The sequence below is a fragment of the Streptomyces sp. NPDC088733 genome, from assembly GCF_044751185.1.
In the GTDB taxonomy this organism is placed as follows: Bacteria; Actinomycetota; Actinomycetes; order Streptomycetales; family Streptomycetaceae; genus Actinacidiphila.
The window spans coordinates 1-22810 of sequence record NZ_JBIVLH010000016.1 but is presented as its reverse complement, the minus strand read 5'-3'; the positions used below and the strand labels follow the sequence as shown (position 1 = coordinate 22810).

At 73.4% G+C, this 22810-nt stretch carries 16 protein-coding genes; 9 read left to right on the top strand and 7 right to left on the bottom strand.

Annotation, left to right across the window (positions count from 1 at the left end):
• Nucleotide 1: 1 nt before the first annotated feature.
• Nucleotides 2-1528, top strand: a complete 1527-nt coding sequence (locus tag ACIP64_RS26760) for a methyltransferase (RefSeq protein ID WP_401591559.1) — start codon at nt 2-4, stop codon at nt 1526-1528.
• A 62-nt stretch (nt 1529-1590) separates the two neighbouring features.
• Here the strand turns inward: ACIP64_RS26760 and ACIP64_RS26755 are convergent, their stop codons facing one another.
• The 3 genes from ACIP64_RS26755 to ACIP64_RS26745 all read right to left on the bottom strand — a co-directional run bounded on the left by ACIP64_RS26755 (nt 1591) and on the right by ACIP64_RS26745 (nt 2854).
• Nucleotides 1591-1854 carry a TM2 domain-containing protein gene (locus ACIP64_RS26755; RefSeq protein WP_401591557.1) on the bottom strand — a complete coding sequence of 88 codons (264 nt, stop codon included), beginning with the start codon at nt 1852-1854 and terminating at the stop codon, nt 1591-1593.
• 152 nt (nt 1855-2006) lie between these two features.
• Entirely contained in the window at nt 2007-2417 is a 411-nt protein-coding gene (locus ACIP64_RS26750; RefSeq protein WP_401591555.1) for a DUF2752 domain-containing protein, read from the bottom strand.
• Between the two features lie 8 nt (nt 2418-2425).
• Nucleotides 2426-2854, bottom strand: coding sequence for an NINE protein (locus ACIP64_RS26745; RefSeq protein WP_401591553.1), 429 nt, complete (start codon nt 2852-2854; stop codon nt 2426-2428).
• A gap of 256 nt (nt 2855-3110) precedes the next feature.
• Here ACIP64_RS26745 and ACIP64_RS26740 point away from each other — a divergent pair, with 256 nt between their 5' ends.
• The 5 genes from ACIP64_RS26740 to ACIP64_RS26720 all read left to right on the top strand — a co-directional run bounded on the left by ACIP64_RS26740 (nt 3111) and on the right by ACIP64_RS26720 (nt 14139).
• Nucleotides 3111-3311 carry a hypothetical protein gene (locus ACIP64_RS26740; protein WP_401591551.1) on the top strand — a complete coding sequence of 67 codons (201 nt, stop codon included), beginning with the start codon at nt 3111-3113 and terminating at the stop codon, nt 3309-3311.
• Between the two features lie 161 nt (nt 3312-3472).
• A complete protein-coding gene (gene topA / locus ACIP64_RS26735) occupies nt 3473-6325 on the top strand; it encodes a type I DNA topoisomerase (RefSeq protein WP_401591549.1) in 2853 nt (950 codons plus the stop codon).
• A 112-nt stretch (nt 6326-6437) separates the two neighbouring features.
• Nucleotides 6438-9482, top strand: coding sequence for a dTMP kinase (gene tmk, locus ACIP64_RS26730; RefSeq protein WP_401591547.1), 3045 nt, complete (start codon nt 6438-6440; stop codon nt 9480-9482).
• A 651-nt stretch (nt 9483-10133) separates the two neighbouring features.
• Nucleotides 10134-13373, top strand: a complete 3240-nt coding sequence (locus ACIP64_RS26725) for a BTAD domain-containing putative transcriptional regulator (protein WP_401591545.1) — start codon at nt 10134-10136, stop codon at nt 13371-13373.
• A gap of 67 nt (nt 13374-13440) precedes the next feature.
• Entirely contained in the window at nt 13441-14139 is a 699-nt protein-coding gene (locus ACIP64_RS26720) for a DsbA family oxidoreductase (RefSeq protein WP_401591543.1), read from the top strand.
• Here ACIP64_RS26720 and ACIP64_RS26715 read toward each other — a convergent pair.
• The gene (locus tag ACIP64_RS26715; protein ID WP_401591541.1) at nt 14136-16124 is read right to left on the bottom strand and encodes a sigma-70 family RNA polymerase sigma factor; all 1989 of its coding nucleotides are present in this window, start codon (nt 16122-16124) and stop codon (nt 14136-14138) included. The genes ACIP64_RS26720 and ACIP64_RS26715 overlap by 4 nt on opposite strands.
• 112 nt (nt 16125-16236) lie before the next feature.
• Entirely contained in the window at nt 16237-16962 is a 726-nt protein-coding gene (locus tag ACIP64_RS26710; protein WP_401591539.1) for a TetR/AcrR family transcriptional regulator, read from the bottom strand.
• A gap of 294 nt (nt 16963-17256) precedes the next feature.
• Here ACIP64_RS26710 and ACIP64_RS26705 point away from each other — a divergent pair, with 294 nt between their 5' ends.
• Nucleotides 17257-18636 carry an NAD(P)/FAD-dependent oxidoreductase gene (locus ACIP64_RS26705; protein ID WP_401591537.1) on the top strand — a complete coding sequence of 460 codons (1380 nt, stop codon included), beginning with the start codon at nt 17257-17259 and terminating at the stop codon, nt 18634-18636.
• Between the two features lie 118 nt (nt 18637-18754).
• Entirely contained in the window at nt 18755-20404 is a 1650-nt protein-coding gene (locus tag ACIP64_RS26700; RefSeq protein ID WP_401591535.1) for a SpoIIE family protein phosphatase, read from the top strand.
• Nucleotides 20405-20419: 15 nt separating this feature from the next.
• Here ACIP64_RS26700 and ACIP64_RS26695 read toward each other — a convergent pair whose 3' ends face one another.
• Nucleotides 20420-21667: an MFS transporter gene (locus tag ACIP64_RS26695; protein ID WP_401591533.1), complete on the bottom strand. Its 1248-nt coding sequence runs from the start codon at nt 21665-21667 to the stop codon at nt 20420-20422.
• Between the two features lie 116 nt (nt 21668-21783).
• Here ACIP64_RS26695 and ACIP64_RS26690 point away from each other — a divergent pair, with 116 nt between their 5' ends.
• Entirely contained in the window at nt 21784-22347 is a 564-nt protein-coding gene (locus ACIP64_RS26690; protein ID WP_360913263.1) for a MarR family transcriptional regulator, read from the top strand.
• Nucleotides 22348-22607: 260 nt separating this feature from the next.
• On the opposite strand, the gene ACIP64_RS26685 is transcribed toward ACIP64_RS26690, so the two are convergent.
• On the bottom strand, nt 22608-22810 hold a 203-nt coding region (locus ACIP64_RS26685), incomplete at its 5' end, for a hypothetical protein (protein WP_401591530.1).

The window sequence follows — 22810 nt, the reverse complement described above, 5'->3', positions numbered from 1 at the left end:
CGTGAGTACGCAGCCGCCCCCGCCGCCCCTGCCCGCCCCCGACAGCGCCCCTCTCCTCAGGGACGCCCTGCGTGCCGCCGCCTTCACGGCGGACGGCTGCCTGGACCTGCTCGGCGCGACGGCCTACGCGGCCCTGTCGCGCGCCGAGACCGTGCCCGCCCTGCGCGCCACGCGCGGCGGCAGCCCGCTGGAGAGCCTGGTGCGGCTCTTCCTGCTCCAGCAGCCCGTCCCGTACGGCCGGCTGCGCGACGTGCTCCCGCTCGACGCCGCCGTCGCCGGCGGCTGGCTGGTGCGGGACGGCGACGAGGTGCGGGCCACGGTCGACGTACGCCCGTACGGGGGTGACGACGGCGAGGACTGGTGGATCGTCTCCGACCTCGGCTGCGCCGTGGGCGGGTCGCGGGGCGTGCGCGGCATCGGCACGGCGCCCGGCGTGGACCGGGCGGACCTGGTGCTCGGCGTGGGCGGTGCGTCCACCACGCTGGCCGGGATCACCGTGCGCAGGTCCGTGGCGAACGCGCTCGACCTGGGCACCGGCTCCGGCATCCAGGCGCTGCACGCCTCACGCCACGCCACCCGGGTCACCGCGACGGATCTCAACCCGCGCGCCCTGCACTTCACCCGGCTCACCCTCGCGCTGTCCGGTGCCCCGGAGCCCGATGTGCGGCAGGGCAGCCTGTTCGAGCCGGTCGGCGACGAGCGCTTCGACCTGATCGTGTCCAACCCGCCGTTCGTCATCTCGCCCGGCGGCCGCTTCACCTACCGCGACGGCGGCATGGCCGGTGACGACCTGTGCCGCACCCTCGTCCAGCAGGCCGGCGACCACCTCACCGAGGGCGGCCACCTCCAGTTGCTCGCCAACTGGGAGCACACCGAGGGCGAGGACTGGCGGGACCGCGTCGCCTCCTGGGTGCCGCGCGGCTGCGACGCGTGGATCGTGCAGCGCGAGGTGCAGGACCCCGCGCAGTACGCCGAGTTGTGGCTGCGCGACGGCGGCGACCACCTGGCGGGCGCGGAGGAGTACGCGGCCCGCTACGACGCCTGGCTCGACGCTTTCGAGCAGCGCAAGACCAAGGGCGTCGGCTTCGGCTGGATCACGGTGCGCAAGTCCGGATCGGACCGGCCCGTGGTGGTCGCGGAGGAGTGGCCGCACCCCGTGGAGCAGCCGCTCGGCCCGCACGTCGACGCGTGGTTCGGCCGCCAGGACTTCCTGCGGGTCCACGACGACGCGGCCCTGCTGGACGCCCGTTTCCGGCTGGCGGACGAGGTGGTGCAGGAGCAGGTGGGCATGCCCGGCGCCGAGGACCCCGAGCACGTCGTGCTGCGTTCGCAGCGCGGCATGCGGCGTGCGACCAGGGTCGACACGGTGGGCGCGGGCTTCGCGGGCGTCTGCGACGGCACGCTGTCGGCCGGCCGGATCCTGGACGCCATCGCCCAGTTGCTCGGTGAGGACCCGGTGGTGCTGCGGGACCGTACGCCGGAGGCGATCCGGCTGCTGGTGGAGCAGGGCTTCATCGAGCCGGTGTGATCTGTGCGAACGGCCCGCGTCCGCAGGCGGACGCGGACGCGGGCCGTACGGCGGCGGAGTGATCAGCCGCGCAGGACGCGGCCCTTGGCGTCGGTGCGGTCGTTGCTGGTGAAGAAGAGGATCGCGTCGATCAGCGACCAGATGCCGCAGCCGCCGAGGGTGACGAGCTGGCCGATGGCCATGCCGGTGTGGCCGGTGTAGAAGCGGCCGATGCCCAGACCGCCCAGGAACAGCTGCAGCAGGCCGGCGGTCACCTTGGACTTGTCGGACAGCGGGCGGCCGGCCTGGTCGAAGCCGAACGGGGCGTCAGGGGTGGGCGTAGCCATGGGACGTGCTCCTTGCGCATGGGGACGTACTGGCAGGAGCGCACGCATCATCGGATCCGGCCCCCCGCCGCGGATGAGCCACATCCAAGCATCGAATTCGCACATCTGCCCCAGTGGTCAACAGACGTCACGAAAACGTGATCACCGCGTTGTCATACCGCGTTACGTACGACGCCCCAGGCCAGGGCCACGGCGAGCACCGCGATCTGGCCGCGGGGGTGGAGTTCGGGGTGGTACGAGCGCCCCCGCAGGCCCTCGACCACCCACCGGACGTAGAGATAGAGGCCGACCGGGCTCGCGATCAGGAGCAGGCGGTTGTCGTGGAAGGCCGCGGTGAGGTCGCCGTGCATCAGGTCGTAGACCATGCGCGTCGCCCCGCAGGCCGGGCAGAGCAGCCCCGTCGCCCAGTTGAGGGGGCATCGGGGCAGCCAGTGGCCGTGTTCGTGGGGGTCGGTGCCCCACAGGTACGCGGCGCCGGCGATGCCGGCGGCCAGCGACGCCAGCGGGGCCGCGGCCGGTCGTCCGGCCACGGCCTTGAGGCGGTGCAACGTCATGGAGGTCATCGTCGTCCTCAGCTGCGCAGCAGGCGGCCCTGCGAGTCGGTGCGGTCGTTGCTGGTCAGGTAGAGGATGCCGTCGATCAGCGACCAGATGCCGAACCCGCCGCAGGTGAGGAGCTGGGCTATGCCGATGCCGACGTCGCCCACGTAGAAGCGGCCGATGCCGAGGCCGCCGAGCAGCAACTGCAGCACCCCCGCGACGACCTTGGACTTGTCCGACAGCGGGCGGCCGTACGGGTCGTACCCGTAGGGCGCGTTGGGGTCGCCGGTGTAACCGCCCTGCTGCGGGTAGCCGTAGGCGGGCTGCTGGTAGCCGCCCTGCTGCGGGTAGCCGTACCCGGGTTGCTGGCCGTAGGGGCCGGGGCCGGCTGCCGGCGGCTGCTGCGGATAGCCGTAACCGTCCTGCTTGGGCTGGCCGTACGGGTTGTTCGGGTCGGACATCTTCGGGCTCCCCCTACGAGAAGACGGTCTGTGTTTCCGCCATCTTGTCAGCCACGTCAAGAACGTCAGGGCGGGTGCGGCGGGTGCGGGGGAGCGTGCGGGGAGCGCGGAGCGGCGGACGGGAGCGAAAGGATCCGGCCAGTTCGCCGGGCCGTGAGTTCACCGCGGATTGGCCCGGTGGACCCCGGGGCGTGCGATTCTCCGGGTCGGGGCGGGTGTCCGCCCGACCGGGTGGACACAGGAGGTGCGGGAAGTCATGGACATGGAAACCGTGCCGGGAGCCTTCGCCGGAGCGGTGTTCGCGCTCTTCGGCGCGGCCCTGCTGGTCTGGACGGTCACCCGCGCCGTGCGCGACGAGCCGGTGACGCCGGGAGCCGGCACGCTGGGCACGGCCGTGGCCGGTTTTTTCGCGATCGGTTCGCTGTTCGTCGGGGTCTGGCTGTTCCTGACCCTCTGAGCTGGACAAAACGGGCATGGCTGGCAGTCCGTGCGGCAGACAGGACGCTTGTCGGGTTACCGTTCGAGTGGCGTTGCGGACTTTTCCCGTTTGACACGGGACCGGGATGTACGGTCACACTCCGCAGCGAGACCACCTTCGACCCGGAGAGAAGAGCGAAGTTGTCCCCGACCCGCGACACCGCAGAGGGCGGCGGCCGCCGACTCGTCATCGTCGAGTCGCCGGCCAAGGCGAAGACGATCAAGGGCTACCTCGGCCCTGGCTATGTCGTCGAGGCCAGCGTCGGGCACATCCGCGACCTCCCGAACGGGGCCGCCGAAGTGCCGGCGGAGTACAAGGGCCAGCCGTGGGCGCGGCTCGGCGTGAACGTCGACAGCGAGTTCCAGCCGATCTACGTTGTCAACGCCGACAAGAAGGCCCAGGTCAGGAAGCTCAAGGACCTGCTGAAGGAGTCCGACGAACTCCTGCTCGCCACCGATGAGGACCGCGAGGGCGAGGCCATCGCGTGGCACCTGCAGGAAGTCCTCAAGCCCAAGGTCCCGGTCCGCCGGATGGTCTTCCACGAGATCACCAAGGACGCCATCCAGGAAGCCGTCCGCAACCCGCGCGAGCTGAACCAGACCCTCGTCGACGCCCAGGAGACCCGCCGCATCCTCGACCGCCTCTACGGCTACGAGGTCTCGCCGGTCCTGTGGAAGAAGGTCATGCCGCGTCTGTCGGCCGGCCGAGTGCAGTCCGTGGCCACCCGGCTCGTCGTCCAGCGCGAGCGCGAGCGCATCGCCTTCCGCTCCGCCGAGTACTGGGACCTGTCGGCCACCTTCGCCACCGGCCGGACCGGTGACGCCACCGACCCCGGCGCCTTCGGTGCCAAGCTCAGCTCCGTCGACGGCAAGCGCGTCGCCCAGGGCCGCGACTTCGGGTCGACCGGGCAGCTCCGCGAGGGCGCCGGCGTCCTGCACCTGGACGAGGCCGCCGCCCGCGCGCTCGCCGCCGCCCTGGAGGGCGCGGCCTTCTCGGTCCGCTCGGTCGAGTCCAAGCCGTACCGCCGCTCGCCGTACGCGCCCTTCCGCACCACGACCCTGCAGCAGGAGGCCAGCCGCAAGCTCGGCTTCGGCGCCAAGGCCACTATGCAGGTCGCCCAGAAGCTGTACGAGAACGGCTTCATCACCTACATGCGTACGGACTCCACCACGCTGTCGGAGACCGCGATCAGGGCCGCCCGCGCCCAGGTCACCCAGCTGTACGGCGCGGACTACCTGCCGGACAAGCCCCGCGTCTACGCGGGCAAGGTCAAGAACGCCCAGGAGGCGCACGAGGCGATCCGCCCCTCGGGTGATCGTTTCCGCACGCCGGCCGAGACCGGTCTGACCGGTGACCAGTATCGCCTGTACGAGCTCATCTGGATGCGCACCGTCGCCTCCCAGATGAAGGACGCGGTCGGCCAGTCCGTGACCGTCAAGGTCGGCGGCCGTTCCTCCGACGGCCGCGACGCCGAGTTCTCCGCGTCCGGCAAGATCATCACCTTCCACGGCTTCATGAAGGCCTACGTCGAGGGCGCCGACGACCCGAACGCCGAGCTCGACAGCAGCGAGCGCCGGCTGCCCGCCGTCGCCCAGGGCGACGCCCTCACCGCGCGGGACATCACCGCCGACGGCCACGCCACCAAGCCCCCGGCCCGCTACACCGAGGCCTCGCTGGTCAAGGAGCTGGAAGAGCGCGAGATCGGCCGTCCGTCGACCTACGCCTCGATCATCGGCACCATCCTCGACCGCGGCTACGTGTTCAAGAAGGGCACCGCCCTGGTGCCGTCCTTCCTCTCGTTCGCCGTCGTCGGCCTGCTGGAGAAGCACTTCGGCCGGCTGGTCGACTACGACTTCACCGCCCGCATGGAGGACGACCTCGACCGCATCGCCCGCGGCGAGGCCCAGGCCGTGCCGTGGCTGCGCCGCTTCTACTTCGGCGAGGGCGACGGCCCCGAGGCCGTCGGCGGCGCCGCCGACGCCGGCAACGGGGACGGCGACCACCTCGGCGGCCTCAAGGAACTCGTCGAGGACCTCGGCGCCATCGACGCCCGCGAGGTCTCCTCCTTCCCGGTCGGCAACGGCATCGTGCTGCGCGTCGGCCGCTACGGCCCGTACGTGGAGAAGGCCGGCGAGGTCGAGGGCGAGACCGGGCAGCGCGCCGACGTCCCCGACGACATGCCGCCGGACGAGCTGACCGTCGAGCTCGCCGAGGAACTGCTGGCCAAGCCCAGCGGCGACTTCGAGCTGGGCGCCGACCCGGAGACCGGCCGCCAGATCGTCGCCAAGGACGGCCGCTACGGCCCGTACGTCACCGAGATCCTTCCCGAGGGCACCCCGAAGACCGGCAAGAACGCGGTCAAGCCGCGCACCGCCTCCCTCTTCAAGTCGATGTCCCTCGACACGGTGACGCTCCAGGACGCGCTGAAGCTGATGTCGCTGCCGCGCGTCGTGGGCGCCGACGCCGAAGGCGTCGAGATCACCGCACAGAACGGCCGCTACGGCCCGTATCTGAAGAAGGGCACCGACTCGCGCTCCCTGGAGACCGAGGACCAGCTCTTCACGATCACCCTCGACCAGGCCCTCGCGATCTACGCCCAGCCCAAGGTGCGCGGCCGCGCCGCCGCCAAGCCCCCCCTGAAGGAACTGGGCACCGACCCGGTCAGCGAGCGCCCCGTCGTTGTCAAGGACGGCCGCTTCGGCCCGTACGTCACCGACGGCGAGACCAACGCCACGCTGCGCCGTGACGACGACGTCGAGACGATCACGCCCGAGCGCGGCTACGAGCTGCTCGCCGAGAAGCGGGCCAAGGGCCCCGCCAAGAAGACGGCGAAGAAGGCGCCCGCGAAGAAGACCACCGCGGCGAAGAAGACGACGACGGCGAAGAAGACGACGGCCGCGACGGCCGCCAAGAAGACCGCGGCCAAGAAGACGGTGGCCAAGAAGACCGCCGCCAAGAAGACGACGGCCGCGGCGAAGAAGACCGCGGAATAGCCCCCGGGGAACCGGCGGCGGCGGAATCCGGCCCGCCGCCGGTTGTCACGGCCTTTCAACGGTCGTGACGGGCGCCCGTCACGCGTGCGGCCGCTGCCGATAGGCTGGCCAGATGACGCGATCCGAGCTGCCGACGGACACGTTCGCCGACGACCTCGCCGCCGACTCGCGGGAACGCGCGGTCGGGGCGCTGCTGAAGATCCCGCCGCTGCGCAAGCTGTGGGGTGCCCAGCTGACGGGTGCCGTCGCCGACCGCCTCGCCCTGCTGGTGCTGGTGGTGCTGACGGTGCAGGCCGCCGTCGCCACCCAGACCTTCGGCGACGGCTACCGCGGTGCGGCCTTCGCCGTCGCGGCGGTCTTCGGCGCCCGGCTGCTCGCCACGCTGCTGTTCGGCGCGGCCCTGCTGGGCCCGCTGGGCGCCCTCACCGGGCCGCAGGGACCGCTCGACCGGCGCTGGACCATGATCGGCTCGGACGTCCTGCGGGTCGCCCTCCTCATCGTGGCCCCGCTGTGGATCACCTGGGTGCCCGACGACGCCGGCGCCTGGCTGCTCGTGACCGTCTTCGTCACCGGTGTCGCCGAACGCCTGTGGACGGTCGCCAAGGACGGCGCCGCCCCCGCGCTGCTGCCCGCCCCGGCGCCGGGCGCAGGAACGGTACGGCCGCTGCCCGACCACCTCGACGCGCTGCGCCGGCTCGACCTGCGGACCGGCTTCGTCGCCTTCCCGCTGGCCGCCGCGGCCCTCGTTGTCATCACCCTGATCGGCAACCTCATCGCGGTCGGCGTCGACTGGTTCTCCCTCCACCAGGTCGCCCTCGGCTCGTACGTCGCCGCCGGGCTGTTCGCCGCGTCCCTCGCCGTCCTGTACTTCCTGGAGCTGCCCGGCGGCCAGTCCGCCCCGCTCCACTCCCCGCTGCAGGGGCTGCGGCTGGCGGACCGCGGGCGCACCGGGTCCATCCCGGTGCTGGTCCTCGGCACCGCCACCGTCGCCGGGGCCGTCGCGGCCTCCGTCGGCCTCGCCGTCCTGCACGCCTCCGACCTCGGCGGCGGCCCGGTCGGCTACGGCCTGCTCGTGCTCGCGCTCACCGCCGGCCCGGTGATCGGCATCCGCCTCGCCCCGCGCATCCTGCCCGGCCTGTCCCGGCGCCGCCTGCTGGCGATCTCCGTCGCCGTCACGGGCCTCGCGCTGCTGCTCGCCGGCATCGTCCCGGACGCCACCACCGTGCTGCTGCTGGCCCTGCTCGCCGGCGTCGCGGCCGGCGTCGTCGCCAACACCGGCCACACCCTCATCGACCAGGAGAGCGAGGAGTCCCGGCGCGGCCGGGCCACCGACCACCTCCACGCCGTCACCCGGCTCCTCATGGCCCTCGGCGTCGTCGCCGCGCCCCTGCTCGCCGCCGGCATCGGCCCGCACCGCGTCGAGAACGGCCACTTCACCTTCGACCACGGCGGCGCCGCCTACACGCTGATGCTCGTCGGCGCACTGCTGCTGCCCGTCGCGGCCCTCGTCCTCGGCAAGGCCGACGACCGCCAGGGCGTCCCCCTGCGCCGCGACCTCCGCGAGGCGTTGCGCGGCGGCGACCCCGCCCAGGCGCCCGCGCCCGCCGGCTTCTTCATCGCCGTCGAAGGCGGCGACGGGGCCGGCAAGTCCACCCAGGTCGAGGCGCTCGCCGACTGGATCCGCGCCAAGGGCCACGAGGTCGTCGTCACCCGCGAGCCGGGCGCCACGGCCGTCGGCAAGCGCCTGCGGTCCATCCTGCTGGACGTCTCCAGCGCCGGCCTGTCGCACCGCGCCGAGGCCCTGCTCTACGCCGCCGACCGGGCCGAGCACGTCGACACCGTCGTACGCCCCGCCCTGGAGCGCGGCGCCGTCGTCCTCTCCGACCGCTACATCGACTCCTCCGTCGCCTACCAGGGCGCCGGACGCGACCTGGCCCCGACCGAGATCGCCCGCATCTCCCGCTGGGCCACCGACGGCCTCGTCCCGCACCTCACCGTGCTGCTCGACGTCTCCCCGGAAGCCGCCCGCGAGCGCTTCACCGAGGCCCCCGACCGGCTGGAGTCCGAGCCCGCCGAGTTCCACGCGCGCGTCCGCGCGGGATTCCTCACGCTCGCCGCCGCCGACCCGGCCCGCTACCTCGTGATCGACGCCGCGCAGGAGCCCGAGGCGGTCACCACGGTGATCCGTCACCGGCTCGACGAGATCCTCCCCCTGTCGGAGAAGGAGATCGAGGCCCGCGAGGAGGCCCGCCGCGCCGCCGAGGAGGAAGCCCGCCGCCTCGCCGCGGAGGAGGCCGCCCGCAAGGCCGAGGAAGAGCGGCTCGAACGCGAACGCCAGGCCCAGCTGGAGAAGCTCCGCCAGGAAGAGGAGGAGCGCCGCCGCCTCGACGAGGAGGCCGCCCGCCGCGCCGCCGAGGAGGCCGCCGCGGAAGAGGCGCGCCACCGCGCGGAGGAGGCCCGCCGCCTCGCAGAGGAGGAGCGGGTCCGCCGCGAGGCCGAGGAGCGCATCCGCCGCGAGGAACAGGAACGCCTGCGCCGCCAGGCCGACGAGGAGGCACGCCTGCGTGCCGAGGCGGAGGAACGCCGCCTCGAGCGCCAGCGGAAGGCCGAGGAGGCCCTGCTGCGGGCGGAGGAGGCGCGGCTCGCCGCCGAGGACACGACGGTGACGGTCGAGACGCCGACGCCGCGGCCGGCTGCGCCGGCGGGACCGAACGCGCCTGCCGGGCCTGCTGCGCCTGCCGCGCCTGCTGCTTCTGCGGCGCGGGCGGCCGATGACGAGACGGCCGTTCTGCCGGCGGTACCGGCTGCGCCGGACGCCACGGAGACTGCCGTGCTGCGGGCCGTTCCCGCCGAGCCGGATGTCGCGGAGACCGCCGTGCTGCGGCCCGTCCGCGCGGACGACGAGACGGCGGTCATCCCGCCCGTCCGGCCGGACGCGCGCGTGCCCTCCGACTTCTTCCGTCCGGAGGAGGACGGGAACGAGCGGACGCGCGAGCTGCCTGCGGTGCCCGAGGCGGGGGCGGGGGCGGAGGCGAAGCCGAGGCGGCCGAGGCCTTCGTGGGCGGAGGAGACGCCGCTGGACGATTTGCCGACGTTGGCGGACGAGCTGCTGGGTCCTCGGGAGGACGACGACCCCGATCCGCGTCGCCGCCCCTGACGCTTCGCGTCCGGTCCGGTCAGGTTTTTTCCCCGCCCTCCCGCCCGTGCGCCCGGCGCGGTAAGTGCGGGCCCTGCGCTGCGTGCGTTGTGGGGTCGGCGCCGCTCCGGAGTCCTCCCCCAACCTTCGGCCGGGGGGACCCCCACGGCGCTCGCGGGTCACCCCTGCAATTCGTGTACCGCGGTCGCCGCTCGTCCCTCCCCCAGCTACCTCTGGGAGGTGCCCCCAGCGGGCGGACCCCGGCGCACCCCCTCCCAGGGTCGTTGGGGCGACTTACGGCCGGTGGGGGTCCTGTAGGCGGTGACGGCTGCGCACTTTGTTGGCGCTGTGCCTACGGGTGCCCGAGCACGGTGCCGCTTCAGACCACCCACCGGGGATCAGGCGCTTGCAACTACGGAGGGGGCGGGGTCGGAGGGGTGGCGTTCTGGACACTGGAGCATATTTGGGTGCACAACCCGGAGCGATCAGGCCGAGTACCTGAGGCACCTAAATGTGCTGTCCAGAATGGCAGCCCCGGAGGGCCCGCACCCGGCCCCCCCCAACGACTTGCGTCGGGGCGCCCAGACCTTGCCGGGCACACGGGCGGGCGGGTGGGGAGGACACCGGGGAAACGGCGGAGCCAAAGGCCCGGGGGATCGGGAGAATGGCCACGTGCGGTACCTGATACTCGGCGCCACAGAGGTGCGCAGCCTCACCGATGCGCCCGTCCCCCTGGGCAGTGGGAAGCGCCTGCGCGCCCTGCTGGCCGCTCTGGCGCTGCGCGCCCCGCACCCGGTGTCGCCGGAGGCGCTGATCGCGGAGGTGTGGGGCGGGGAGGGCGACGACCCCCCGCAGGATGCCGCGGGCGCCCTGCAGGCGCTGGTGTCGCGTCTGCGCCGCGCCCTCGCGGACAGCGGGGACGGCAAGGAGACGGTCGCGTCGGGCCCGGATGGATACCGCCTGGTGGTGGCGTCCCCGGAGGACGTGGACCTGAACGTGTTCGAGCGTCTGGCCCGTGAGGGTGCTGCCGCGCTGGAGGCCGGCGATGCCGAGGGCGCCGCGGACGTCCTGGGCCGGGCGCTCGCGCTGTGGCGGGGTCCGGCGCTGGCGGATCTGCCGGACCGGGGCGCGGCCGCGGCCCGGCTGGGGGCGTTGCGGCTGACCGCGACGCACCACCGCATCGAGGCGTTGCTGGCGCTGGGCCGCGCGGCGGAGGTGCTGCCGCAGGTGCGGGGGCTGGTGGCGGAGCATCCGTTGCACGAGCCGTTCCGGGCGCAGTGGATCCGCGCGCTGCGCGCGACGGGCCGTCCGGCGGACGCGCTGGGGGCGTACGAGGAGTCCCGGCGCACGCTCGCCGAGCGTCTCGGTACCGACCCGGGCCCGGAACTGCGGTCGCTGCACGCCGAGTTGCTGTCCGCGGAGGGGGCCGAGCCCGCACCGGCGCCGCCCGCGCCCCGCGCGGGGAACCTGCGGGCCCGGCTGACCAGTTTCGTGGGCCGGGAGACCGAACTCGTCGCGCTCCGCAGGAGTCTGGTGGAGGGCCGGCGGCGCCTGGTGACGCTGACGGGCCCGGGCGGTGCGGGCAAGACGCGGCTGTCGCAGGAGGCCGCGCAGGCCGTGGAGGCGTCCGGGGCCTATCCGGACGGTGTGTGGCTGGCGGAGCTCGCACCGCTGGAGCATCCGGAGGCCGTGCCGGACGCGGTGCTGAGCGCGGTCGGGCGCCGTGACACGGCGGTGCTGGCGGCGGCCCGGGAGGTGCGCGGTGTGCCCGACGCGGATCCGACGGCGCGGCTGCTGGAGTTCTGCGCGCAGCGCCGCCTCCTGCTGATCCTGGACAACTGCGAGCACGTTGTGGAGGCCGCCGCCGCGCTCACCGACCGGCTGCTGGCCGCGTGCCCGGGGGTGACGGTGCTGGCCACCAGCCGGGAGCCGCTGGGGCTGCCGGGCGAGGCGGTGCGTCCGCTGGAGCCGCTGCCGCTGCCGACCGCGCGCCGGTTGTTCGTGGAGCGCGCGGCCGCGGTGCGTCCCGGGTTCGACGCCTCCCGGGACCACACGGAGGCCGTGGACGAGATCTGCCGCCGCCTGGACGGCCTGCCGCTGGCGATCGAGCTGGCGGCGGCGCGGCTGCGAGTGCTGTCGACGCGTCAGATCGCCGACCGGCTCGACGACCGCTTCCGGCTGCTGACCGGCGGCAGCCGTACCGCGCTGCCGCGCCAGCAGACGCTGCGGGCGGTCGTCGACTGGAGCTGGGACCTGCTCAGCGGACCGGAACGGACCGCGCTGCGCCGCCTCAGCGTCTTCGCGGGCGGCTGCACTCTGCCGGCGGCCGAGGCGGTGTGCGGCGAGGACGCGCTGGAGCTGATCGGGCAGCTGGCCGACAAGTCCCTGATCGTGGTCGAGCACGGCGTGGACGAGGTGCGCTACCGGCTCCTGGAGACGATCCACGAGTACGCCGCCGAGCGCGCCGCCGCGGACCCCGGTGACCGGGCGGCGGCCGCGGCGCGGCACACCGCGTACTGGCTGGAGTTCACCGGTGCCGCGGACCTCGGCATGCGCGGCCCTGAGCAGTTGGCGTGGGCCGCGCGGGTGGAGGCGGACCTCGACAACGTCCGTGCCGCGCTGGACCGCACCATCGTGGCGGGCGGTCACGAGGACGCGATCGCGCTCGTGCTGAACATGGGCTGGTTCTGGTGGCTGCGCAACTACCGCGACGAGGCGACGACGTGGATCGAGCGGCTGATGGAGGCCACCGATCTCCCCGAGGACCGCGACGCCCCCGGCTTCTGGCCGCGGATGAATCTGCGGCTGCTGCACCTGTTCGTCGTCAGCGACACGGTGGCACGCGAGGTGATCCAGGGCCCGGCGATGCTGGAGCTGGCGCGTCGCGTCGTTGCCGCCTACGAGGAGCCGAGCCCGCAGTCGGCGCGTTTCCCCGGCATGCTGTGGCCGTTCGCCGACTACATCATGGGCCGCCACGACAGGATCAAGGAGCACGCGGACGCGATGGTCGCCTGCTGCCGCCGGTTCGGCGGCGACTGGGAGCTGGCGGCAGCGCTGATGTTCCGTACGCACATCACCATCGACCTGCCGGGGGGCCTCGCCCACGCCGACGAGGACTGGCCGGAACTGCTGGAGCTCAGCGAGCGGATCGGCGACCGCTGGATGCGCGCCCAGGTGTGCGAGGCCGGCGCCGAGATGGCCCTGGCCTACGGCGACTACCCGGCCGCGCAGGCGGACCTCGAGGAGGCGCTGCGGTACGGCTCGGAACTGGGCGCGCATGTGGAGGGCATCTTCGTCCGGTCCCGGATGGGCGAGCTGGCGTACCGCTCAGGGGACGACGAGCGGGCCGAGAAGCTGCTGCTCCAGGCGGCCGAGGAGGCCGAGCAGTACGGGGTGTGGGACGCCCGCGCGTACATCAGGGTGCTGCTGGCGCAGATCGCGCTGCGGCGCGACGAGGTCGTGCGTGCCCGGGAGCTGAGCGAGCTGGCCCGGGGCGAGGGCAGCATGGGCACGCCGCCACCGGACTTCGAGCTGCTCTGCGAGAGCCTGGCCGCCCGGGTCCTGGCCGCCGAAGGCGATCCCGCCGGGGCCCTGGCGGGGCTGGCGACAGCGGTCCGTGCCGGGGTCGGCGGGTACTGCGCGGAGATCCGGCTGGCGGCTGTGGTCGAGTACGGCGCCGAGGTGCTCGTCGCCCTCGGCGACCCGGTCCGTGCCGCCCTGCTGCACGGTGCGGCGGACGGACTGCGGAACGGGCTGCCGCGTCCGGTCCCGGAGGCGGAGGGTGTCCGTGCCGCCGAGGCGGCGGCCCGCGCGGCGCTGGGCGGCACCGTTTACGAGACGACCCGCGCCCGGGGGCACGAGCTGGGCGGCATGGGGGCGTACGACGTGATGAACGAGGCGATCGCCGCCTAGCGGGCGGGATTGCCGGGGGTGGCCGGCGCGTTGCATCTTTGAGCTTTCAACCGATGATGGAGTGCGCATGAAGGTCGAGATCTACAGCGACATCGCCTGCCCCTGGTGCTACGTGGGCAAGCGCCGTTTCGAGCGTGCGCTGGCCGCGTTCCCGCAGGCCGCTCAGGTCGAGGTGGTCTACCGGCCGTTCCAGCTGTCGCCGGAGAAGTCCGAGACCCCCGAGCCGCACCGCGAGTACCTGAGCGCGCGCTTCGGCCCGCAGGCGACCGCGATGGACGCCCGGTTGGAGGAGCTCGGCCGCGCCGAGGGCCTGGCGTTCGACTTCGACCGCGCCATCGAGAACAACACGCTCCTCGGCCACCGCCTGCTGTGGCACGCCCTCACCGTCTACGGCCCGGCGGTGCAGGCCGCGCTCAAGGACCGGCTGCTCGTCGCGCACTTCGCCGAGGGCGCCGACGTCGGCGACCGCGAGACGCTGGCGTCGCTGGCCGCGGAGGCCGGGCTCGACCGCGACCGGGCAGCCGCGTTCCTCGCGGGCGACGAAGGCCGCGAGGAGGTGCTCGCCGAGATCGACGAGGCCCGCACGATCGGTGTGAACGCCGTGCCCACGTTCGTCTTCGAGGGCAAGTGGGCCGTCCAGGGCGGCCAGGAGACCTCCACGTTCCTGCGCGTCCTGGAGCAGGTGGCGCAGGAGACGGGCACCGCCCCCGTCGCGGACGACGCCGCCGCGTGTGCCGACGGCGCCTGCGAGGTTCCGGCCTCCTAGCCGCAGCTGAGCCGCGCGTCCGCCCAGTCGGCGACGTTCGCCAGGTGCAGGCGGCGGGACGGTTCGACGACCAGGCGGATCGTCTTGTAGCCCGCGATCGGCACATGGACGGGCACGCCCGGGTCACCGCCGTGGATCACCTGGGAGCGCCAGAGCCGTGTGTCGTCGCCGTAGACGGAGAAACGCGCGGCGCCGAGGCCCAGGGCGAGGTCGTCGATGCCGGCGACCGCGTCGTAGGAGGTGCAGGGGCGGTTGAGCAGGATCGTGACCGAGGACGGGGCGGCGACGGTGACGCCGCCCGCGTACGAGGTGCCGTCGATGCCGAGGCGCCAGCGCTGCCACATCCAGTCGCCGAGGCGGATCACGGGCCGGTCCGACGCGCCCGGGGCGCCGTAGCCCAGCCGGTTGAGCGGGAAGAGCCGGGGCTCCGGCGGCGGGGCCGGCTTCGTGGTGCTCGGGGCGGGGGTCGGGGTGGGTGTCGGTGTCTGCGGGGGCGTCGGTGTCGGTGTCGGTGTCGGCGTGGGCTCCACGGTCGGCGCCGGGGTGGGTGTGGGTGTGGGGGTCACCTCGGGGGTGACGCTCGGCCGGACGGCCGGCTTCGGGGTGGGGAGCGGAGCCTGCGCGCGCGGCGGCCGCGAGGCCGGGGGCGGCGACGCCTTCGAGGGGGTGGGGCTCGGCGTGGGCAGTGGCACCACCGGGGCGGCCGCCGGTTGCCGGTGCGCCTGCGGCTTCGGCTGCGTGTCGGTGCCGGACAGGGCGATCGCGACGGCCACCCCGGCCGCGGCGACGACCACACCCGTGGCGACGGCGATCTTCAGCGGAAGACTGGCTCCCTCGGCCGCCGCGGCACCACCGGCTCCCGCGCCGGCGCCGCCTGCGGCACCCGCACCCGCGGCCGCCGCGCCCGCTCCCGCGCCCACCGCGGCTCCCACGGCGGCGGCACCGGCCGCCTTGACTGCGTACGAGGCGGCGAACCACCCGATGACCGCCACGGGCAGCAGGCCCTTGAGCGCCGCGTTCACGTCCGCCAACTCGGCTGCCGCGAGACGGCACTTGGCGCACTCCTCCAGATGCTTGCGCAGTTCCCGGTCGGCCCGCATCCGCAGGCCGCCGCGGGCGTGGGCGCCCAGCCGGTCGGCGTACTGGGCGCAGGAGCCCTCGGCGGTGAGCGACGCGGAGACGTGAGCCTGGAGATACGCCTGGCGCAGCCCTTCGCGCGCCCGGTGGGCCAGCACCGCCGTCGCGTTCGCGGTGAGTCCGAGCAGGGGCGCGACCTGGCTGGGCGACTCCTCCTCGACCGCGGTGTGCCAGAGCACCGCCTGCCAGCGTTCGGGCAGCGTGCGGAACGCCTGCATGGCCAGCGACCGTTCGGCGACCTGCATGGCGCGTACGTCCGCGCCGAGGTCCGTGGTGTCGCCCGTTGTGCCGGACCCGGCGGCCGACACCGCGAACACCGCGAAGTCGTCGACCAGTTGCTCGCGCCTGGCGCTGCCCGTCCAGGACGCGGCGACGCGGCGCACGGTGGTCAGCAGATAGGCGCGGACGGCCGCGTCGGGGCCGCTGCCGCCGCGGATCGCCTGGAGGGTGCGGGCGAAGACCTCGCCGGTGAGGTCCTCGGCGGTGTGCGTGTCGCGGCAGCAGCCGCGCGCGTAGCGGCGTACGGCGGCGGCGTGGCGGCGGTACAGCTCCTCGTACGCGCTGTCGTCCCCGCCGCGCACCCGCGCGACGAGATCGGCGTCGGACACGGGCGAGTGCGCGGCGGCGGCGTCCGCCGGACCCGGCTCCTTCGCCCGCGGGGTGGGCATCTCCACGGTCGGCGGGTCGTCCGGCACCCGGTCGTCGGGTGCCCGGCTGCCCGGGACGGGGGCCTCACGGCGGCCGGCCAGCGGCTCCCGCTGGCCCGGCACACGGCCGGGGGACTGCTCCTCGCCGGACTCCGATCCCGCCTCCGGGGCGGGCTCCGGCTCCCCGTTTCCTTCATCCACGGGCGTAAGAGTGGCACACCCGTCGCTTCCGGCGACCGGTCAAACATCAGAACCACCCGTCCGGGGAGTTTTCACTCCCCGGACCGCACACCATCACCCGGACGGGGCAGCGTCACGCACCCGGACGGGAACGCAGCCCGTCCAGCAGGATGTCCAGCAGCCGCGCGGAGGCGGCCGCCTGGTGGGCCGCGTCGGGCAGCGAGGGCGCCGCGGTGGCGATCACCAGCAGCACATCGGCCACGGATATGTCCGCCCGCAGCTCACCGGCCGTACGCGCCCGTTCCACCAGCTGGCCGACGACCTCCAGCAGGGCCTCGACCCCGGCACCGGCCACGGCGTCCTCCGCCGCGCCGCGCTGCTGCGGCACCCGCGTCTCCTCGGCGCCCTGCCCGGGAGCCCCGGCCGGCTGCACCTGAAGCACCTGCGGCGGCAGCAGCCGTCCCGCGCCCGAGGCGACGGACGTGCGCAGGAACCGGGACAGCGCCGACCAGGCCTCGTCCTCCTGACCGAGTGCGGCCCGGGCCTGCTCGGTCAGCCGCGCGGTCTCCTCCTCGGCGATCCGCCGGACCAGCACGTCCTTGCTCGGGAACCGCCGGTAGACCGTGCCGACGCCCACCCGGGCCCGGCGCGCCACGTCCTCCATGGGCGCGCCGTAGCCGAGTTCGCCGAACACCTCGCGCGCGGCCCGCAGCACGTGCTCCAGGTTCCGCTGCGCGTCGACCCGCAGCGGGGACGTGCGGCTGCCGCCCCCTCCTCCGTGGTGACCTGCGGGATCGACCGCGGTGACCACCGAAGCGGGCGAGGCCACGGATGCCCAACGAGGGTCCTGAATATGCATATGTGTATCCCCCGGAAATCGCGTCTCCCCCCGGAGACTCCCCACCCCAAGATCGCCGGGCCGCTGCGGCGACTCGCCACTCGGACATCCCGACGGGATACGAACATAGTTGAGGGCAGGTCAAGAGAGAAGGGGCAACCTGCCCACGATCGGAGTACCCGGGCCTCGCCGGCCACGCACATGCACGTCACAGGGGCCGTGAACCTGCCCGTGACCTGCCGGGCAACAGGATTCAGCCATTCATTGCCGTACGCCCTGTGGACAAACCCCGAGCGCTCATTGCCTCATGGAACGATGGCAGCACTCGAGGAGCCGTCCGGCGCGGGCCGCGAGCCCCGGATCCCGCGCGTCCTGGTGGTCGGCGGCGGATACGTCGGCATGTACACCGCCCTGCGCCTGCAGCGGAGGCTGAGGCGCGACGAGGCGGAGATCGTCGTCGTCGAACCGCAGCCGTACATGACCTACCAGCCCTTTCTCCCGGAAGCGGCCGCTGGCTCCATCTCCCCGCGGCACGTCGTGGTCCCGGTGCGCCGTGTCCTCGACCGCTGCGCGCTGGTCATCGGCGAGGCCCGGCGGATCGACCCCGTGCGGCGGATCGCCACGCTGTCCACCCTCGCCACCGAGGAGGACGGTTCCGGCGAGCTCCCGCTGCCGTACGACCACCTCGTCCTCGCCCCCGGCTCGGTCTCCCGGACGCTGCCCATCCCCGGCCTTGCCGAGCACGGCATCGGCTTCAAGACCGTCGAGGAGGCCATCGGCCTGCGCAACCACGTCCTGGAGCAGCTGGACATCGCCTCCTCCACCCGGGACGTGGAGGTCCGCGACGCCGCGCTGACCTTCGTCTTCGTCGGCGGCGGCTACGCGGGCGTGGAGGCGCTGGCCGAGCTGGAGGACATGGCCCGCCACGCCGTGCGCTACTACCACAACGTCGAGGCCGACGACCTGAAATGGGTCCTGGTCGAGGCCACCGGCCGGATCCTGCCCGAGGTCGGCGAGGAGATGGGCACCTACGCCGTCCGCGAGCTGCGCGGCCGCAACATCGACGTCCGGCTGAACACCCGGCTGGAGTCCTGCGAGAAGCGCGTGGTCGTCCTGGACGACGGTTCGCGGCTGCCCGCCCGCACCGTCGTGTGGACGGCCGGCGTCAAGCCGCACCCGGTGCTGTCCCGCACCGGCCTGCCGCTGGGCGACCGCGGGCGCGTCCGGTGCGCCGCCACGCTGCGCGTCGACGGCACCGAGAACGTGTGGGCCGCGGGCGACGCCGCCGCCGTGCCGGATCTCGCCTCCGGCGATCCCGGCGCGGTGTGCGCCCCCAATGCCCAGCACGCCGTGCGCCAGGCCCGCGTCCTGGCCGACAACATCGTCGCGAGCCTGCGCGGCGAGCCCCTGAGCGACTACCGTCACGCCTACGCGGGCTCGGTCGCGTCCCTCGGACTCCACAAGGGCGTGGCACAGGTCTACGGCCGCAAACTCACGGGCTACCCTGCCTGGTTCATGCACCGCGCGTACCACCTCAGCCGGATGCCCACCGTCAACCGCAAGGCGCGCATCCTGGCCGAGTGGATCCTGTCCGGGCTCTTCAAACGGGAGATCATCTCTCTCGGCTCCCTGGAGAACCCGCGTGCGGAGTTCGAGCTCGCGGCGGGCGCCGGCCGCAAGCCCGACGCGCCCTGACCGACCAGTGCGGATGCGGTCGCCGATTCCCCCGGAGCGGCGGGTCGGCCACACTGGACCCTGTGACCAAGCGTGCGTCAGCACCTGCAAAGAGTGACAAATACGAGGAATCGGACGTTTGAACCTCACGCGCTGGAGCGCCCGGCTCCCCGGAACACAACGTCGCAATGCCCAGGCGGCGGCCGCGAGCACCGAACCGTCCTCCGGCGGGGCGGTCCCCGCGGCGCGCGGCCAGGCAGGCGACCACGCCGACGCGCCGGCGCACACCCTCGACGCGCTCCCGGTACGGGAGGTGCTGGCCCGCCTCCCCGCACTCATCGCGGTCACCCACGGCTCCGCCCACCGCCTCGGCTACGTCAACGAGGCGTACACGGAGGTCTTCGGCACCCGCACCCCCGGCGAACCCGCCCGCGACGCCCTGCCCGAACTGGCGGAACTCGGCCTGCTCCCCCTGATGGACCAGGTCTTCCGCAGCGGCAAGCCCCGCACCGTGAAGGCCCGCAAGGTCGCCACCGCCACCCGGCAGGGCTACTTCACGATCACGTGCAGCCCCGTTCCGGTGAAGGACGGCGGCGACACCGGCGGCGTCCTGGTTTTCGCCACCGATGTCACCGACCAGGTGCAGGCCGCCGAGCGGCTGCGCGAGAGCGAACGCCGCCTGCACGCGACCGCCGTCACCCTCCAGCGCAGCCTGCTCCCCCAGGAGCTCGAACAGCCCGACGACCTCCGCGTCGCCGCGACCTACCAGCCCGGCGGCACCGACGCCGCCGTCGGCGGCGACTGGTACGACGTCATCACCCTCGGCGCCGGCCGCACCGCGCTGGTCATCGGCGACGTCATGGGCCGCGGCGTCCGCGCCGCTGCCGTCATGGGCCAGCTGCGCACCGCCGTTCGCGCCTACGCCCGGCTGGACCTGCCCCCGCACGAGGTGATCCAGCTCCTCGACGGCCTCGCCGCCGAGATCGACGCCACCCAGATCGCCACCTGCGTCTACGCCGTCCACGACCCGAGCGAGAGCCGGCTGGCCTACGCGTCCGCCGGCCACCTGCCGATCGTCGTCCGCGACGCCGACGGCACCGTGCACCGCGCCGACGAGCCCACGGGGCCGCCGCTCGGCACGGGCGGCTGGGTCCACACCTCGGGCACGGTGCCCCTGGGCCCGGGCGCCACCGCCGTCCTGTACACCGACGGCCTCATCGAACGCCGCGGCGAGGACATCGACGAGGGCGTCTCCGCCCTCATGAACACCCTCGCCGGCGCCACCGGCAGCCCGCAGGTCATCTGCGACCGACTGCTGCGCGCGCTCGGCGTCACCTCCGAGCACGCGGACGACGTGGCCGTGCTCGTCATGCAGTACCCGCAGCGCGAGGGCACCGACTCCGAGCTCTTCCGCAACGCCTCGCTGGAACTGCTCGGCGGCATCGAGGCGGCCCCGCGCGCCCGCGCCTTCGCGCAGGGCGTCCTGACCTCGTGGCGCTTCCCCGTCGAACTCGTCGACCTCGGCGTCCTCGCCGCGAGCGAACTGGTGGCCAACTCCCTGCAGCACGGGGTGCCGCCCATGCGGCTGCGGCTGCGCCGCACCGACCGCCGGCTGATCATCGAGGTCACCGACGGCGACGACCACCTGCCGCGGCGCCGCCGCGCCGAACCCGTCGACGAGGCCGGCCGCGGCATCTCGATCATCGCCACGATCGCCTCCGCCTGGGGCTCCCGGCGCACCCCGGGCGGCGGCAAGGCCGTGTGGTGCGAGTTCGCGCTCCCGGGCTGAAGCCTGTGTACCGGGCTATGCCGCCAGCACGGGCTCGCTCAGCGGCGCGTCCTGGTGGACCGTCAGCCGGCGGCCCAGGCGCAGCGACAGCGCGGTGATGCCGAGCGAGCAGACGACCAGCATCAGGATGTACTCCGGGTACATCCCGGCGCCCGCCATCAGCCCGCCCACCGCGGGCCCCACGGCCATCGCGAGCTGCTTCACCAGCGCGAAGGCCGAGTTGTACCGGCCGACCATGCCCTGCGGGGCCAGGTCCGCCACCAGCGGTGCGAGCGTCGGCGAGAGCATCGCCTCGCCGAGCCCGAAGAGCGCGTATGTGGAGACGAGCATCGCCGTCGCGATCCCGTGCGCGCCGCCCATGAGCCCGGACACCCCCGCGACCAGCCAGGCCGCGGCCCACAGCACACCCACTGCCGCGATGACCCGGCTGCGGCGCCGCCGCTCCACCGGCCGCAGGACGAGGAACTGCGCGACCACGATGGCCGCGGTGTTCGCCGCCAGCGCGATGCCCAGCGTCGACGTCGACACCTTGGTCACCTCGACCGCGTACGCCGCGAGCCCCGACTCGAACTGCCCGTAGCAGGCGAAGAACAGCACACCGCCGAGCACGCACAGCTGGACCATCGCCCGGTGCCCGAGCAGCGCGCGCAACCCGCCCGCCGCGTGCTCCGAGGGCGCCGGCTCCATCCGGGCCGTCCTCGGCAGGCGTACGGAGGCCGCCACCGCGGCCAGCACCACGAACATCGCGGCCTCGACGGAGAACAGCAGCGTGAACGAGCCCGGCCGCGCGGTGTCGGCCAGCAGGCCGCCGAGCAGTCCGCCGATACCGAGCCCCAGGTTGTTCAGGAAGAACTGCGTCGCGAAGGCCCGGGAGCGCGTCGCGGGGGTCGAGCACCACACGATGAGCGTGGCCAGCGCGGGCTGCATCACCGCGATGCCGGCCCCCATCACCGCCGAGGCGGCGATCACCAGGGGCGCGGTCGCCGCCAGCCCGAAGCCCAGCGCACCCACCGCGGACGCCACCGCCCCGGCCAGCAGTACGGGCAGCGGGCCGTTCCGGTCGATCGCCCGCCCGGTGAACGGCAGCACGGCCAGTGCCGACACGGCGAACGCCGACAGCACGACACCCGCGGTCCCCGCTCCCAGGCCGCGCACCTGCGACACGTAGACGAACAGGAACGGCACGGTGAAGCCGTTGCCGAACGCGCTCAGCGCGTTCCCCAGCTGGATCCGGCGCAGCGCGGCGCCCATCGCGGTGGTCACACTCACCCCTTAGGTCGGAAGTCCTCGAATGCTAAGACTTCAACAGTAAAGTTCGAAGTTGAACAGTACACAACGGAAGTCTTTAGGGCCAATGAGTTCCATGGCACACTCGTGCCATGACGAGCGCAGGCGACGGCCAGTCCAACTCCCCGCAGGAGCTGGACCTCGATGAGCAGATCGCGATCTACCAACGCGAGTTCCCCGAGGTCGACCCCCAGGTCGAGAAGATCGTCACGGCACTCGGCAGGCTGAACCGGCGCCTCCACGTGGGCTACAGCCGCCACTTGTCGGCGGTCGGCATCACCGCCGCCGAATGGGAGGTCCTCAAGGCCCTCGTCGTGGTGGGCCGGCCCTACCGGCTGGGCCCCGGCGACCTGGCCAAGCGGCTCGGCCTCACACCCGCCGCCATGACCCACCGCATCGACCGGATGGTCTCCGAGGGCCTGGTCACCCGTGAACGCGACGAGTCCAACCGGGTGCGCGTCATCGTGGAGCTCACCGACGTCGGCCGAGGCAAGTGGCTGGAGACCATGCGTATGGCCGCCGCGTTCGAGGGCGACCTGCTCCAGGACCTCGAGCCGGACGAACGCACCGTCCTCGGCGACCTGCTGACCCGCCTTCTGCGCCGCGTCGAGGCCGACCAGCCCGACGCCGGCGGCAGGCTCCAGGACCTCGACTGACCCGGTTTGACACCCACGTCCCCGATCCGTAGTGTTCTCCGGGTTGCCCGCCGGTGAACAGTAGGTCTGTGCCGGTTCCCGGGCGGCCATCCCGAAGCAAGCTTCCGAACGGACGACGAGCAGTCGTTTCGTTTTCGTGCGCGCTTTCGGAATGAGGATCGGCGGAATTGCTCGATTGGCATCGGGCGCCACTGATCCGCTAACGTTCAACTCGTCGGAACGGCCCAACAGCCGGGAAGACAAGCCCCGCTGACTGGGAATCAGGACGGAAACGGTCTGATAGAGTCGGAAAAGCCGAAAAGCGAAAGCCGGACGGCACACCCGCTCCAGAGGGTGGCAGAGAAGGAAATCGGATCTGCTAAGCTGGGGACAACGAAGGGAAAGCCCGGAGGGGCCGGTGAAACGGTCTCGAAGGAAGCTTCCGTTCCTTGAGAACTCAACAGCGTGCCAAAAGTCAACGCCA